At 72.1% G+C, this 13,776-nt stretch carries 9 protein-coding genes; 4 read left to right on the plus strand and 5 right to left on the minus strand.

Annotated features, from left to right (window positions below):
* Positions 1–3 precede the first annotated feature (3 nt).
* Positions 4–426: a hypothetical protein gene (locus J8M51_RS31600; RefSeq protein WP_086754205.1), complete on the minus strand. Its 423-nt coding sequence runs from the start codon at positions 424–426 to the stop codon at positions 4–6.
* Positions 427–557: 131 nt separating this feature from the next.
* On the opposite strand from J8M51_RS31600, the gene J8M51_RS31605 reads away from it, so the two are divergent.
* From J8M51_RS31605 to J8M51_RS31615, 3 genes are read left to right on the plus strand one after another with little or no spacing between them, the layout of a single operon-like run.
* Positions 558–1,970, plus strand: coding sequence for a hypothetical protein (locus J8M51_RS31605; RefSeq protein WP_086754207.1), 1,413 nt, complete (start codon positions 558–560; stop codon positions 1,968–1,970).
* Positions 1,970–3,346: a hypothetical protein gene (locus J8M51_RS31610; RefSeq protein WP_086754209.1), complete on the plus strand. Its 1,377-nt coding sequence runs from the start codon at positions 1,970–1,972 to the stop codon at positions 3,344–3,346. Before J8M51_RS31605 ends, J8M51_RS31610 begins: the two co-directional genes overlap by 1 nt.
* 16 nt (positions 3,347–3,362) lie before the next feature.
* Positions 3,363–6,410 (plus strand): tetratricopeptide repeat protein, encoded by a 3,048-nt coding sequence (locus J8M51_RS31615; RefSeq protein ID WP_107473680.1) that lies wholly within the window; start codon positions 3,363–3,365, stop codon positions 6,408–6,410.
* 24 nt (positions 6,411–6,434) lie between these two features.
* On the opposite strand, the gene J8M51_RS31620 is transcribed toward J8M51_RS31615, so the two are convergent.
* On the minus strand, positions 6,435–8,741 hold the full coding sequence (locus J8M51_RS31620; RefSeq protein ID WP_086754213.1) for an FdhF/YdeP family oxidoreductase: 2,307 nt from the start codon (positions 8,739–8,741) through the stop codon (positions 6,435–6,437).
* Positions 8,742–8,955: 214 nt separating this feature from the next.
* Between J8M51_RS31620 and J8M51_RS31625 the strand changes: the two genes are divergently transcribed.
* Positions 8,956–9,879: a LysR family transcriptional regulator gene (locus J8M51_RS31625; RefSeq protein ID WP_086754237.1), complete on the plus strand. Its 924-nt coding sequence runs from the start codon at positions 8,956–8,958 to the stop codon at positions 9,877–9,879.
* Between the two features lie 139 nt (positions 9,880–10,018).
* On the opposite strand, the gene J8M51_RS31630 is transcribed toward J8M51_RS31625, so the two are convergent.
* The 3 genes from J8M51_RS31630 to J8M51_RS31640 are packed head-to-tail and all read right to left on the minus strand — an operon-like array spanning position 10,019 to position 13,732.
* Positions 10,019–10,897: an aldehyde dehydrogenase family protein gene (locus J8M51_RS31630; protein ID WP_179202973.1), complete on the minus strand. Its 879-nt coding sequence runs from the start codon at positions 10,895–10,897 to the stop codon at positions 10,019–10,021.
* The gene (locus J8M51_RS31635) at positions 10,890–11,573 is read right to left on the minus strand and encodes a response regulator (RefSeq protein ID WP_086754217.1); all 684 of its coding nucleotides are present in this window, start codon (positions 11,571–11,573) and stop codon (positions 10,890–10,892) included. Before J8M51_RS31635 ends, J8M51_RS31630 begins: the two co-directional genes overlap by 8 nt.
* Positions 11,570–13,732 (minus strand): sensor histidine kinase, encoded by a 2,163-nt coding sequence (locus tag J8M51_RS31640; RefSeq protein WP_086754218.1) that lies wholly within the window; start codon positions 13,730–13,732, stop codon positions 11,570–11,572. Before J8M51_RS31640 ends, J8M51_RS31635 begins: the two co-directional genes overlap by 4 nt.
* Positions 13,733–13,776 lie beyond the last annotated feature (44 nt).

Raw genomic sequence — 13,776 nt, forward strand, 5'->3', positions numbered from 1 at the left:
GAATCAGGGTGTCATGCCGTCCCCGGCGTAGAGGTAGGCGCCGGGCCGGGCGGGGTCGGCGATCAGCAGGACCCGGTCGCCGGTGCGGGGGATCCGGAGCTTGGAGACGATGGTCTGGAGGGTGATGCCCTCGCTGGCGCCGGGAAGTTGGAGAACCAGATCGACGACCGGGTCGAAGTTGACCAGCTTGCCGGTGTCGCCGATCGACACGACGGTGGCCGGTGTCGTCGGCACGCCCGCGGCGAGCAACTGCTGTACCTCGATGCCGGAGTTGTACGCGCCGATCGACTGCTGGACCCTGGCGAAGTCCTCGTTGCCGAGGAACGCGCGTGTGGCCCGGCCGTAGAAGCCCTTTCCGCTCGCCACCTTCCCCGCGATGTCGGCGGTCCGCTCCTCACGGCTCTTGCGCCGTCCGAAGATCCCCATGGCCCTGGTCCTTTCTCGTACCGGTGTCGGCTCGCTGCCGTTCCTGCCTGGCGGAATGGACGTTAGGCGGCCCGGAGCGCCTACCGATCCCAGGTTCGTGCACCTGTTCCCCCTCGGCGTACGCTCCCCACATGCCGTTTCCCAGCCAGTCGGCCGACGAGAGCCGACCGCGTGCCTTGGTCATCGACCACGCCTGGCGCGGTCTCGGGCCGGGGCTGGAAACGCTGAGCGGCCCCGGTGGCGCGCCGTTGACCCGGGCGGTGAAGCTGATCGTGCTGCCGCTGATCGTCAGGCCGGCCCTGCGCCCCGAACTCGCCGCGGACTTCCTCCCGGCCGCGCAGGCGGCGCGTCTCGACGCGCTGATCCAGGACTCCGGTACGTGTCTCGCGGCGACGGCACAGTGGTTCACCCTCCTCAAGAAGGCCCGCCGGGCGCTCGGCGTGGTCGGGGGCAACCCCCAGGACCTGTACTTCCAGCGCTGCTTCGAACTGGCCACCGAGTACGGAGCGCCCACGGCCGGGGCCGACGCGACGGCGAGGGCCGTGGTCGAGGAGATGGCGGACACGCTCGGCGGGCGCACGGTGGACGCGCTCAGGGACTGGCTGGCCGACACCGGCCGGCGCTCCCGACTCGACGAGGAACTGACCACGGCCTGGGAGGACCGTGTCCCGGCTCCGGTGGTCGACCCCCACACGACCAGCGCCACCCGCACGGCCACCGACCTGGGCACGGTGGTCGTACGGGCCGCCGAGGCGCTGGACGCCTGCGGGGCGCCGGGCGGGGCCGGCACCCGCACCTCACCGGCGTACGCGGCCATGGTGGAGGCGGGTCACGGAGAGCTGTTCGGCCGGGCCCTGTGGGCGGGTGCGAGCGGTGTCTGGGTCCGCGACGGCCTGCCGACCCCGCTGGGGCTGACGGGACGGCGGGTCCCGCCGCGCCCGGAGGTCGGCCGCGGCGCCTCGACGGCCACGCTGCCCGCGCCGCTGGACCGCACCCTCTTCGAGCGGCTCTTCGTCGTCCTGCAGTCGTCGGCCCGCCGGGACGAACTGCCGATGGTGCCGGAACTCGTCGCACGGGAAGTCGGCCGCAGCTGCGCTCCGCTCGGCCTGTGCGACGAGACGCTCCGCGTCACCGTGGTCCTCGGCGGCCTCCTCGCGGCCGGCCTCGACCCGCTGGCCACCGGGTCCGGCGCGCCGGGGCGGACGGCGGCACACCGAGCCGTCAACAGCCGCTGGCAACGCGAGGCTTCGGTCCTGCGCGCCCGCAGGATGACCGTCTCGCCCCGCCCCGACCCCGACGGCGGCACCCTGGACGCCCTCGCGCGGGACCTCCGTGCCCCGTGGGCCGCGTACATGCGGAGACTGTGGGTGCGGTTGCACGGGCGGGACGTCCGCGAGGCACCGCTGCGGGATCTCGCGTCGGCCTGGGCGGTGCTCGACGGGGTCGCCCGCTCGGTGATGATGGACCATCGTGCGCGGGTACGGGCGGCACTGCGCACCCTGACGGCGGGCCCCGCGCGGCCGGCCGGGGCGAGGAGCGCGTGATGGCGGGGGCACGGCACGTCGGCGTGCAGGTCGCGTGGGGCGGCGACGGCACGGTCCGGATCACGGATGGTTCGCCGGTCGGTGGCGCTGATGCCTACGACGGTGAAGTCGCTGCCGGGGGCCTCGACTTCACCCGGGCCGTCCTCGATGTCGCGGGAGCCGTGCTGACCTGGCCCGTCCTCGGCGACCCGAGCCTGCCGTCGGCGTGGATCCATGACCCGGCGCGGGCGCAGCAGTGGCTGTGGGCCCTGTACGGGGAGCGCGTCGCCGCCGCCGTCCACGACGGTGTGACATGGGAGCCGGGCGGTACGCGGAAGCCGGGCGAAGCGCAGACGGTGGACGGTGTGCGGGTGGCGGCGGAGCCGACCGCCCTCGCGGGCTGCGCCGCCCGGCTGGCCTTCGCCCACTGGGCGGCCCGGTGGTGGCCGGCCTCGTACCTGGACGGCATCCCGGCCCTCGAACCGGCCGTGCTCGGCCTGGAGTCGGCCGCGCTCACCCACCGCTGTCAGCAACTCTTCGACGACGAGGGCGATCAGCCCGACGACTGCGCGGCCGAACTGATCACGGAGCACGAGGCCGCGCTCGACCCGCTGATCCGGTGGTGGCGCGAGGCACCGCAACCGCCGTACACGGCACGGCATGTGGAGAGCGTCCTGCGGCTGATCGACGACGCGGCGGACAGCCGCGGACTGGACGGGCCGGCCCTGCGCCGTCTGCGCTCGGCCTTGGACCGGCCGGACCCGGCGGGGGCAGGGGAACCGCTCGACATCGGCGCCCTGTTCACCTGGTCCGGCGGCTACGCCCTCGCGGCGGGCGAACCGCTCGGCGCGGGCGGTCGCGTCATCGCCCGGGGCGCGGGCACCAACGACTGGCGCCGCTACCCGCCCGGCTTCGTCGACGCGACCGAGACCGCGGTGTCCTGGACCGTCCGCGCGCTCGGCGCACGGCGGCGCGTCGAGGTCGAGGCCGTCGCGCACGACGCGGCGCCCACCGCCGGCCTTTCACTCGTCGCGGAGGTCCATGCGAACGGCGACGGCCCGCACCGGGTGCCGCTCGCCCGACGCGACGACCTGTGGACCGGCCGTCTCGACCTGGCGCCGGATCTGCCGGTCGAGACGCTGTCGCCGCGGATCGAGGTCGGGCTCCTCCTGCCAGGCTTCGACCCGGGCCCAGGCACGTCGGGCGCGGCCGACGACCGCGCCGGCCGCGAAGCCGTCCGGGCCCTGGCACGGCGGCGACTGGCCACCGCCGCGCGACCACCGGCCTACGACGGATCGCCGTACGACGGATCGCCGAACGGCGGATCACCGCACGACACCCGAGAGGCCGCGCTCCTCGCCGAGACCGTCGCCGCTGCCGCCGATGAGGACTACTGACAAGGACCACCGACGTATGTCGCACGATCCGTACGAGCAGAACGGGCAAGGTGCGCGGCAGGAAGCGCCAGGCGCGCAGCAGGAGGGCGCGGGGGTGACGCCGCTGTACGGGGAGCCGTTCGACAGTGGTCTCGCCCTGGCCGAGGAGCGTCACCTGGCGGCCGACCTGACGGCCGCGTGCGCCGTCTACGAGGAGTTGCTCACCGTGGCCGAGTCCATCGAGGACTCGCCCGACGTACGGTTTCTGCGGGCGCACCTGCTGTGCGACCTCGCGAGCGTCCGGCTCACCGCCACCGACCTGCCCGGCGCCGAGGACGCCGTCGAGCGCTCCCGTGCCCTGCTCGACGGCATCGCCTCGGCGCCGATGGGACCGCGGGGCCGCCAACTGTGGCTGGAGACCCTGCTCAAGACCATGATCGGCAGGACCGACCTGCTCCGCAGAACCGGACGCCTGGACGAGGCGCTGGTCTGTCTCGACGAGGCGGCGGCCAGACTGTCCGAGTTCGACGACCCCGAGCGCCTGCGCGCGGCCGAACTGGGCCTGAACCGGGTGCTTCTGCTGATGGACCGGGGTGAGTGGGGAGGCGCGGAGGAACATGCCTCGACACTCCTGTCCACCCTGGAGTCGACCGAACTGGAGGCCGTCCCAAGGCTGTTGACCGCTCTCGCCACGATCTGTTCGTCGACCGGACGGTACGACCAGGCCGAGGACCACCTCGCTCGGGCGGAGGAGCGCTTCCGCGCGCTGGGGGACACCGGTGAGCAGCGGACGCTGCTCGCGCACCGGGCGTCCGTCGCGCTGCACCGGGGCGAACTCGACCTGGCGGAGCGCCTGTTCACCGAGGCCTCCGCGTTCTTCGAACAGCAGGGGCGGTACGGCGACCTGGCGGTCTGCGAACAGGCCCGTGCCTTCCTCGCCGGCAGGCGCGGCGCGGTCACCCGCGCGGACGACCTGACAACGGCGAGCCTGGCCAGGTTCGAACGACTCGGCGCGTCGATCGCCGCCGCCGACACCATGCTGCTGGCCGCCCACCACGCCTACGACCGGGGCGACATCGAGGAGACGCGGCGATTCGCCCAGCGGGCCCGCGACGTCTACCAGGCGCGGGAGATGTACGAGCGCTGCGCACAGGTCGACCTCATGCTCGCGAGAGCCCTGGAGGACAACCTGAACCGGACGGACCACGGCGACCACGAGTCGCGGTCCGTCGGCACCGCGCTCTCCCTCGCGGTGCCCGCCGCACTGGCCCTGCAGGCGGCGCGGTTCGACTTCGTCACCGCCCACGCACGCCATCAGTGGCTCCAACTGGCCGACGAGGCAATGGAGTTGGTTTTCCGTCTCGCCGTTCGCCGTCAGGACCAGGGGCTGCTCTTCGAGCTGGTGGAACACCGTGGCGCGGGCGCCTCCCTGGCCTGGGACCGCACCCCGAGGTCGGCGCCGCGCACCACGGCCACCGGGCACCGGGACGACCCGGCCTCCGCCGACCGGCTCGCCCCCGCCGACGGGAGCGCGTCGTTCTTCCCCGGCGCGGCGATGAAGACGTACGGGCAGGCCGACTCCCCGATGGCGCTCGGGGGAGTGGCGGCGGAGGCCGCCGCCTCCGTCGGCCTGCGTGTCGCGCCGCCGCCGAAGGTCCGGATGGCGGCACAGGGCCCCGGCCGTGTCGCGCTCCAGGAGTACATCGCGGCGGCCGAACACCGCTATCACCGACGGCTGGTGAGCGAGGAGGAGGTCCCGTTCTGGATCACCGACGACCTCACGGGCCGCCCGGTGGTGCAGGTCCGACTGGCCGACGCCGGTGATCTGTTCATGACCTGGACCTGGGCCGGTGGCGCGCGGGGATTCGGCACCGGCCGCGCGCCGGCCGACGAAGTCGACGTGGCGGTGCGGGAGTTGGCCGCCGCGCTGCCGGAGGCCGGTGCGGGAGCGGAGGGGATGCGGCACGCGCTGGGCTCGGGCGCGCTGGCCGATCACCGGGCCGAGCAGGGGCTCGCCCGGCTGCTGGCCGAGGCGCTGTGGCCGGAGGGACTCACCGCGCAGATACGCCAGGTGTCGGAGCGCGCGGGCCGTCCGCTGGTCCGGATCCAGCCGTCACCCCGGGTCGCCCAGGTCCCCTGGGAACTGCTCGCCGTCGACGCCGCGACCGACGTACGGCTCATCGACCTCGCGAACGTCGTGACCACGGCGCCGACGTCGTTGCGGAGACGGCACCCCGACGCTCGGCGGACCCTCGACACACCACCAACCCCGGACACCGACATGGACACCGATGCCGATGCCGATGCCGGCAAGGTCGTTCTCGTCCTCGACCCCCGAGTCCCCGGCTTCCGCGCCGACTCCCCGCTCGGCTCGGTCCTGGGGCCGCCCGGCTCGGACCCGGAGCTGCTGTCCTTCGTCCGGGGCCGTCTCGACGCGGGCGACGTCGTACCGTCCGTCACGACCCCGGCGGAGCTGTTCCGCCGCACCGACCTGGACCGGGACTGGCTCGGCGGTGTGCTCCGCGACGGGGCGCGCCGACTCATGTACGTCGGGCATGTGAGCGGCGCGCCGGTCGAGGGCGGACAGAGCGAGGACGGCACGCTCCATCTGTGCTGCGGCCCGGACGCGGCGGGCCTGGCCGATCCGGTCCGCACCCATCGTCCGCTGTCGGCCAAGGATCTGCTGCTGGGCACACTGCCGCTGCGCGCCGACGGGGAGCCGGGGGCGAGCATCTGGCCCGCGCCGCCGCGGGTCGCCCTCATCGGCTGTGAGAGCGGCGGCGACTTCCGTTTCGCCGAGTCGTTCGGCCTGGCGACGGCGATGCTCCACAACGGTGCCGAACTCGTCACCGCCACCCGCTGGGCCCTGCCGACCAGTTTCGCCTTCCACCGGCTGGCCGGTGTGCCGGACTCCGTGCGTCCGCTGACCGAGGCGATCGTCGCGGTCGACGCCGCCCATGAACACGCCGACCCCGTGGACCGGCTCGGCCGCTGGCAGCGCGAGCAGCTCGACCGCTGGCGGACCGGCGGCCGGACCGAGCACTCACCCCTTCTCTGGGCGGCCCTCACCTGCATCGTCACCTGACCGCGGATGGCCGAGGGGGGCGCGTCACGTCGCGTGAAGTGGCTCCGCGGCGGCCGGTTCCAGTCGGATGATCACGCTCTTCGAGGTCGGGGTGTTGCTGATGTCCGCGACGCTGTCGAGGGGGACCAGGACATTGGTCTCCGGGTAGTACGCGGCGGCCGAGCCCGGGGGAGTGGGGTAACCGACGACGTGGAAGGCGTGCGCGCGGCGTTCCGAACCGTCGGTCCAGACACTGATCAGATCGACGAGGTCGCCCTCGGCGAAGCCGAGTTCGGTGAGGTCGGACGGGCTGACGAGGACGACGCGACGGCCGCCCTTGATACCGCGATAGCGGTCGTCCATCGCGTACGGGATGGTGTTCCACTGGTCGTGGGACCGCAGGGTCTGCAGGACCAGATGGCCCTTGGGGGCCTGGAGCATGGCGAAGTCGTTGACGCTGAAGACGGCCTTGCCGACGGGCGTGTTGAACACCCGGGAGTTCACCGGGTTGGGGAGGCGGAAGCCGCCCGGCCGACGGACTCGTGCGTTGAAGTCCTCGAAGCCCGTGACGACCCGGGAGATGCGGTCGCGGACGAGGTCGTAGTCGGACTCGAAGTCCGCCCAGGGGATGTCCGGTCCACCGTCCAGCACCTTGCGGGCGAGGCGGCTGATGATGGACACCTCGCTCAGCAGATGCGGGGAGGCGGGGGCGAGCCGGCCCCGGGTGGAGTGGACCTCGCTCATGGAGTCCTCGACGGTCATGAACTGTTCGCGGCCCGCCTGCACATCACGGTCGCTGCGGCCGAGCGTCGGCAGGATCAGGGCCCGGCGCCCGCACACCGCGTGGGACCGGTTGAGCTTGGTCGAGATCTGCACGGTCAGCCGGCAGTTGCGCAGGGCCCGCTCCGTGACGTCGCTGTCGGGGGTCGCCCGGACGAAGTTCCCGGCGACACCGACGAAGACCTTGGCCCAGCCGTCGCGCATGGCCCGTATGGAGTCCACGGAGTCCAGACCGTGCGCCGTCGGCGCGGTGAACGCGAACTCGCGGCCCAGCCGGTCCAGGAACGGCTGGGGCATCCGCTCCCAGATGCCCATCGTGCGGTCGCCCTGGACGTTGCTGTGGCCGCGCACCGGACACACACCCGCTCCGGGCCTGCCGATGTTGCCGCGCAGCAGCAGGAAGTTGACGACCTCACGGATCGTGGGCACGCCGTGCTTGTGCTGGGTCAGCCCCATCGCCCAGCAGACGATGACACTGCGGCTGTTCAGGACCCGCTCGTGCACCTCCTCGATCTCGTCCCGGCTCAGCCCCGTGGCCTCCAGGACGGCGTCCCACGAGGTGGCGCGGATGTGCTCGACGAAGGCCTCGTACCCGCAGGTGTGCGCCTCGATGAACTCGCGGTCCAGGACGGTGCCCGGTTCCTTGTCCTCCGCCTCGACCAGCAGCAGGTTGAGCGCCTGGAAGAGGGCGAGATCGCCGCCGGGCCGGATCTGCAGGAACTGGTCGGCGATCTGTGTGCCCCGGCCGATGACACCGCGCGCCTTCTGCGGGTGCTTGAAGCGCAGCAGCCCCGCCTCGGGCAGCGGATTGACGGCGACGACCCGGCCACCGCGCCGTTTGGTCTCCTCCAGGGCGGACAGCATGCGCGGGTGATTGGTGCCCGGGTTCTGGCCGACGACGAACACCAGGTCGGAGTCGTACAGGTCGTCGAGGGTGACACTGCCCTTGCCGATGCCCAGGGTCTCGCCCAGCGCCGAACCGCTGGACTCGTGGCACATGTTGGAGCAGTCCGGCAGATTGTTGGTGCCGAAGGCCCGCGCGAACAGCTGGAGCAGGAAGGCGGGTTCGTTGGCGAGCCGTCCGGAGGTGTAGAACAGCGCCTCGTCCGGGCTCTCCAGGGCGCGCAGTTCGTCGGCGAGGAGGTCCAGCGCCTCGTCCCAGCCGATCGGCTCGTAGTGGGTCGCGCCCTCGCGCAGCACCATCGGTTCGGTCAGCCGGCCCTGCTGGTTCAACCAGTAGTCGGAGCGGCGGCTCAGCTCGTCGACGGAGTGCCGACGGAAGAACTCGGCGGTCACCCGGTGGGAGGTGGCCTCGTCGGCGATGTGCTTGGCACCGTTCTCGCAGTACTCGTTGCGGTGCCGTTGCCCCGGCGCGGGCTCGGGCCAGGCGCAGCCCGGGCAGTCGAAGCCCTTCGCCTGGTTGATGTTGAGCAGGGTCAGCGCGGTGCGCTTCGGCGAGGTCTGGCCCAGCGCGTACTTGAGGGCGTGCACGACCGCGGGTGCGCCGGTCGCCCATGTCTTGGGAGCCGTGACCGACAGCTCGCCCTCCTCGGGTTCGTCGACATCCCGCACGCAGCACCACGCCGCCTTTCCGCTGACCGTCCGTACGACACCTCACGAAACTGTCGACCGGGCGGTCGCCCCAGGTCAAAGCGGAAGTTCCTATCATCTGACAGGCCGCACCGATCACGGCCGATCGCAGCCGATGGGAGCCGATCAGTGATGAACGGCCCTGAACGGCGGCCCACCGGGGCAGGACCGTCCGACGCGGGAGATCATGGGAGGCGTGCTGCTGCGCCAACTCGAATACCTCGTCGCCCTCGCCCGCTCCCGCCACTTCGGCAACGCGGCGCAGGCCTGCTATGTCTCCCAGCCGACCCTGTCCGAGGGCATCCGGAAGCTGGAGGACGAACTCGGCATCCCCCTCGTGCGGCGGGGGCGCCGGTTCGAGGGCTTCACACCGGAGGGCGAACGGGTCGTGCTGTGGGCGCAGCGCATCCTCGCCGACCGAGACGCGATGCAGAGCGAGATCGAGGCGCTGCGGGCCGGGCTGAGCGGCCGACTGCGCATCGGCACCGTCCCGACCGCCTCCACGGCCGTCGCGCTGCTGACCCAGCCGTTCTGCGCCGCCAACCCGCTGGCGACGGTCCAGATCTTCGCCGACCTGCAGAGCGAGGACATCGTCAACCGGCTCCGGGCGTTCGAACTGGACGCGGCCGTCACCTACCACAGCACCGTCGTGGAGAACGAGTTCAGATTCGTCCCGCTCTACCGGGAGCGCTATGTCCTGCTGACCCGGCGATCCGCTCCCGGCGCAGACGGCCCCGCCGAGATCTCCTGGGCGGAGGCCGCCGCCTACCCCCTGTGCCTGCTGCACCCGCTGATGCTGGGCCGGCAGGTCCTCGACGCGGTGTTCGAGACGGTGGGCGTCTCGGTCACCCCACGCGTGGAGACGGACTCGATCGCCTCTCTGTTCGCCCAGGTCAGAGCGGGGCAGTGGGCGAGCATCGTGCCCCACGCCTGGCTGCACGTCTTCGGTGTGCCCGCCGGGATGCACGTCGTACCGCTCGTCCGCCCGGTCCGCACGGAACGGATCGGCCTGGTCCTCCCGGCCCGCGAACCCGTCTCCATGATCGGCCAGGCCCTCCTGGACGTCGCCACCCACGCCGACATCTCCACCGCGCTGGAACACCTCCCGGACCGGCCCTGAGCGGCCCGGTGACCGGCCGTGGGAGGGGCCCAAGCCCTTGGCGGTGAGGGTGTGCGTGCGGTCGGGAGCGGTTCATGGCGACCAGGCCGTTCTCCATGTCGCGGAAGACGAGAACCGGCGCGACAGGTTTGATCAGAACCTAAGCGACTCGGAGGAACCTCAGGCAGCCGTCGACTCGTGTCGGAATGCCTGCGTGGTCGTCACGCAACTCGGCGGGCAGGACCTCCTGTGGGGCGTCCTGCCAGGTCAGAGGGCGTAGGAAGCGGCAGATCGCGGTCGCGCCGACGGACGTGTGCAACGCGTTGGTGGTGGCGGGCCACGGACCGCCGTGATGCTGGGCCCAGGTGACCGCGACCCCGGTGGGGAACCCGTTCCACACGAGGCGGCCCACCCGGTCGGCCAGGGTTTCCGACGCGAGCCGGGCGAAGTCCGTCTCGCCGTCCCGGGTGTGAACCGTGGCGGTCAGGGCCGGGGGCAGCCTGTGCAGGAGTTCTTGGAGTTGTCGCCGGTCGTGGTAGCGGCAGACCAGCAGGAGCGGTCCGAAGCATTCCTCCAGTGCGGCGTCCGCCAGGCCCTCCGGGGTGACCTCGAGGAGGGCGGACCGCGCCGCGAATCCGTCCCCGGACACGTCGGCGCCCGACGCCAGCTGTTCGACGCCCGGTAGTGCCAGTCGCTCCTTGACACCTTGCTGGAACGCGTCGTTGATGCCGCCGGTGAGGAGGAAACCTCCAGGGTGGGCATCGAACACGGCACGCAGCCGATCCACGAGTTCGTCGCCGTGCTGTGAACGGGGGACGAGGGCCAGGCCGGGCTTCGTGCAGAACTGGCCCTCTGCCAGCAGGGCTGACCGTGCGAGCCCCTCTCCGATCTCCCGGGCACGGTCTCCATGTGCTGCCGCGCCGAAGACCTGGGCGGCAGCTTCCGTATCGTCTGTGACCGCCAGGGTCACCGCGTGTACGTCCGGCTCCCCCTGCCGGAATGAGACGACCCGTCCTGCCCCGGAGGTGTCGTCATTCACGGTCGCGTGCACCGCCCTGCGGGCCCGCGAGTCCTGCGTCGCGCGCACGGGCCACCACGGCCGCCCTGCTGGCGGCCCCGAGTTTGTTCATGATGGCCGACACATGGTTGCGGACGGTCTTCTCGGCGAGGAAGAGGCGTCGGGCGATGGCGTGGTTGCTGCCCCCTTCGGCCACGAGTTCTAGGATCTCCCGCTCGCGGTCGGTCAGTTCGGGAAAGACCTGCGCCGCGTACCTAGGCCGGGGCTGGGTGAAGAAGGCGCTGATGCGCCCTGCGACGGCCTCACCGTAGACCGCGCTCCCGGAGGCGACGGCCAGCACCGCACGCGCGATCTCGGTACGGTCGGCGCCCTTGAGGAGGTAGCCGCGTGCACCCGCGCGGAGGGCTCCCACGAGTGCCTCGTCGTCCTCGTGCATGGTCAGGACCAGGATCCCCGTATGAGGGTGGGTGTCCTGCAGTTGGCGGATGGCCGCGGTTCCGTCCAGGTGGGGCATGGCGAGGTCGGTGAGGACGACGTCGGGCCGTGTGTCCTCCACCAGCGCGAGCAGGGCGTTGCCGTCCTCCGCTTCGCCCACGACTTCGATGCCGTCATGGCTCGTCAACGCGGCGCGCAGGCCGAAACGGAACATGGGGTGGTCGTCGGCGATGACCACACGCACCGGGCTGTCCGTACTCATCGGGGCCTCTCCAGGGGCAGGGTGGCGGTGACGACGGTCCCGTACTCCGCGGGCGCCATGACGAGCCGCCCGCCCACGGCCTGGGCGCGACGGTGCATCGACGCCACTCCCACGCCTGCGGAAGAGCCGGACGGGATACCGGCTCCGTCGTCGCGGACGGTGATGTGCAGGGTTCGGCCTTCGGCGCTCACCACCACCTCGGCGCGTTGCGCGCAGGCATGGCGGGCGACGTTGGTGAGGGCTTCGCCGATGATGCGGTAAGCGGCATTTTCTACGTCGGGGTCCAGCGCCGGCAGCATCGACGTCCGCACCTCGATTGCCACCGACGGCGCGAGAGACAGTGCGTGCCGGCGGATGGCCTCGGCGAGCCCGTGGCGGTCGAGAGCTGCCGGGCGCAGGCCGTCGATGATGCGGCGGATCTCGGCGACGGCACCGCTCACCTCATCGCGGGTGCGCTCCACCAGGTCCGCGGCAGAGGCTGTCTCTCCCTTGGACAGGCTGTCGGTCGCGGCCTGCAGGCCGAGGCCGATGCCGGCCAGCGACGGGCCGAGTCCGTCGTGCAGGTCGCGGCGCAGCCGGTCGCGTTCGACTCGGGTCGCGTCGACGACCCGGTCCCGTTCGGCGGCGACGTCGTCGGTCAACCGGCGCGCTCTGACCACCACCGCGATCTGGTGCCCGAGGGCCGTGAGCAGTCGCTTGTCGTCCGGGCCGTAGGGTTCGCCGGGCGTGCGGTCCGCGACGGCCATGGTCCCCAACGTTCTCCCGGCGAGACGCAGTTGGAGCGTGTGTCCCTCGGGCGGGACCCGGCCCACAGTGGCCAGGACGTTCCCGTCCGGGTCGGCCACGGCCACGGCAGGGGAACGGACGGCCTCGCGCACGGCGCCGAGCGCGACCGGCAGAAGATCCTTGTCCTCGACGTCTGCCATCCGGTCACCGAGCCCGGACAGCGCCCGCAACGGATCGCGCCGGGCGCCGTAGATCCACCAGTCCACCGCCCGCTGCAGCCGCTCCCGTGCCGGAGTGAAAGCAATGGCCACGACCGCGGCCGCGAGGACACCGGGCAGCGGGCCACGGCTCCAGAGCGCCCCGAGAACAGTGGTGGCCAGCAGATAGACGACGATGACGACCATCGTGAGCGTTCCGTAGACCAAGCCGCGGCGCATGATGGCCTCGACACCGAGCATCCGATAGCGCAGGATGCCGATCGCCACCGCCACGGGAACCAGACCGATGAGGCAGGCACGTGCGGCGGGCCCGAGGACGAACTGAAGCGTCAGCAGGAGGATGAGCACCGCCACCATCCACGCCAGCTGCTGGCGTTCGGGAGGCCGGGACCTGATCAGACGCGCCAGCGTGTGCCCGGTGACGACCACGGAGCACAGACCGATCACCGCGAGGCAGGTGCCGTTCACCACCCCGCTCACCGAGGGTGAGAAGGCCACCGGCGGTGTGCCGCCGGGCACGATGTCGTCGTACGCCGAGGAGTCGAAGGGCGCGCACACGGTCAGCACGACGATGGCCGCCGCTGCCGCGCCGACCGGCCACCACAGCCACCCACGCTCCGGACGGCCCCGCGGATACAGCCCCATGACGATCGTCGGCAGGGAGAACACCACCAGGTAATGGGCCCCGCTGGCCACGGCGACGGCCATGGGTGCACCAGGCCAGTCCGCATCGGTGACGAACATGCCGTAGCCGCCGTATGCCGCGAGCCCCACCTGCCAGGCCCCGACCGCGCCCAGCACGAGGAACATCCACCCGAGCGCATTGCGCGGGCGCAACGACGCCACAACGGCGCCGGTGACGGCCCAGGAGAAGATCGCCACGCCGAGCAGGATCTCGCCGAGATCGCCGCCCTGCGGCTGAGGAACGCCGTCGGGCAAGGCTGCGACCCAGCCGGCGAACCCGACCGCAGCCGCGCTGGACACCACCACCGACCACACGATCGCGCGCACGGCCACACCGCCATTCTTCTGGACCCCACCCTCGATGGCCAGCCACCACAAGCGCCTTCTCCTGAAGTGGTGTTGCAGGAAACAGTGCGCGAGGCGCGAGGTCCGCGCATGAGGCAGGAGGCCCGGTCCAGCGGGACACCGTGCCCAGAACACCGCCCTTGGCGCCGGGCGACGTGCCCGCCCCGGCCGGGACAGCCGGCTCATGCCGCCGGGCTCCTGGGCGGATGACAGTGGACCTGCCTCGGCCG

The organism is Streptomyces griseiscabiei (genome assembly GCF_020010925.1).
Classification (GTDB): Bacteria; Actinomycetota; Actinomycetes; order Streptomycetales; family Streptomycetaceae; genus Streptomyces; species Streptomyces griseiscabiei.

What these genes read in the sequence shown, in the direction of transcription:
- J8M51_RS31600 (WP_086754205.1), bottom strand. Translation starts at nt 426, where the DNA reads ATGGGGATCTTCGGACGGCGCAAGAGCCGTGAGGAGCGGACCGCCGAC.
- J8M51_RS31605 (WP_086754207.1), top strand. Translation starts at nt 558, where the DNA reads ATGCCGTTTCCCAGCCAGTCGGCCGACGAGAGCCGACCGCGTGCCTTG.
- J8M51_RS31610 (WP_086754209.1), top strand. Translation starts at nt 1,970, where the DNA reads ATGGCGGGGGCACGGCACGTCGGCGTGCAGGTCGCGTGGGGCGGCGAC.
- J8M51_RS31615 (WP_107473680.1), top strand. Translation starts at nt 3,363, where the DNA reads ATGTCGCACGATCCGTACGAGCAGAACGGGCAAGGTGCGCGGCAGGAA.
- J8M51_RS31635 (WP_086754217.1), bottom strand. Translation starts at nt 11,573, where the DNA reads ATGAGTACGGACAGCCCGGTGCGTGTGGTCATCGCCGACGACCACCCC.
- J8M51_RS31640 (WP_086754218.1), bottom strand. Translation starts at nt 13,732, where the DNA reads ATGAGCCGGCTGTCCCGGCCGGGGCGGGCACGTCGCCCGGCGCCAAGG.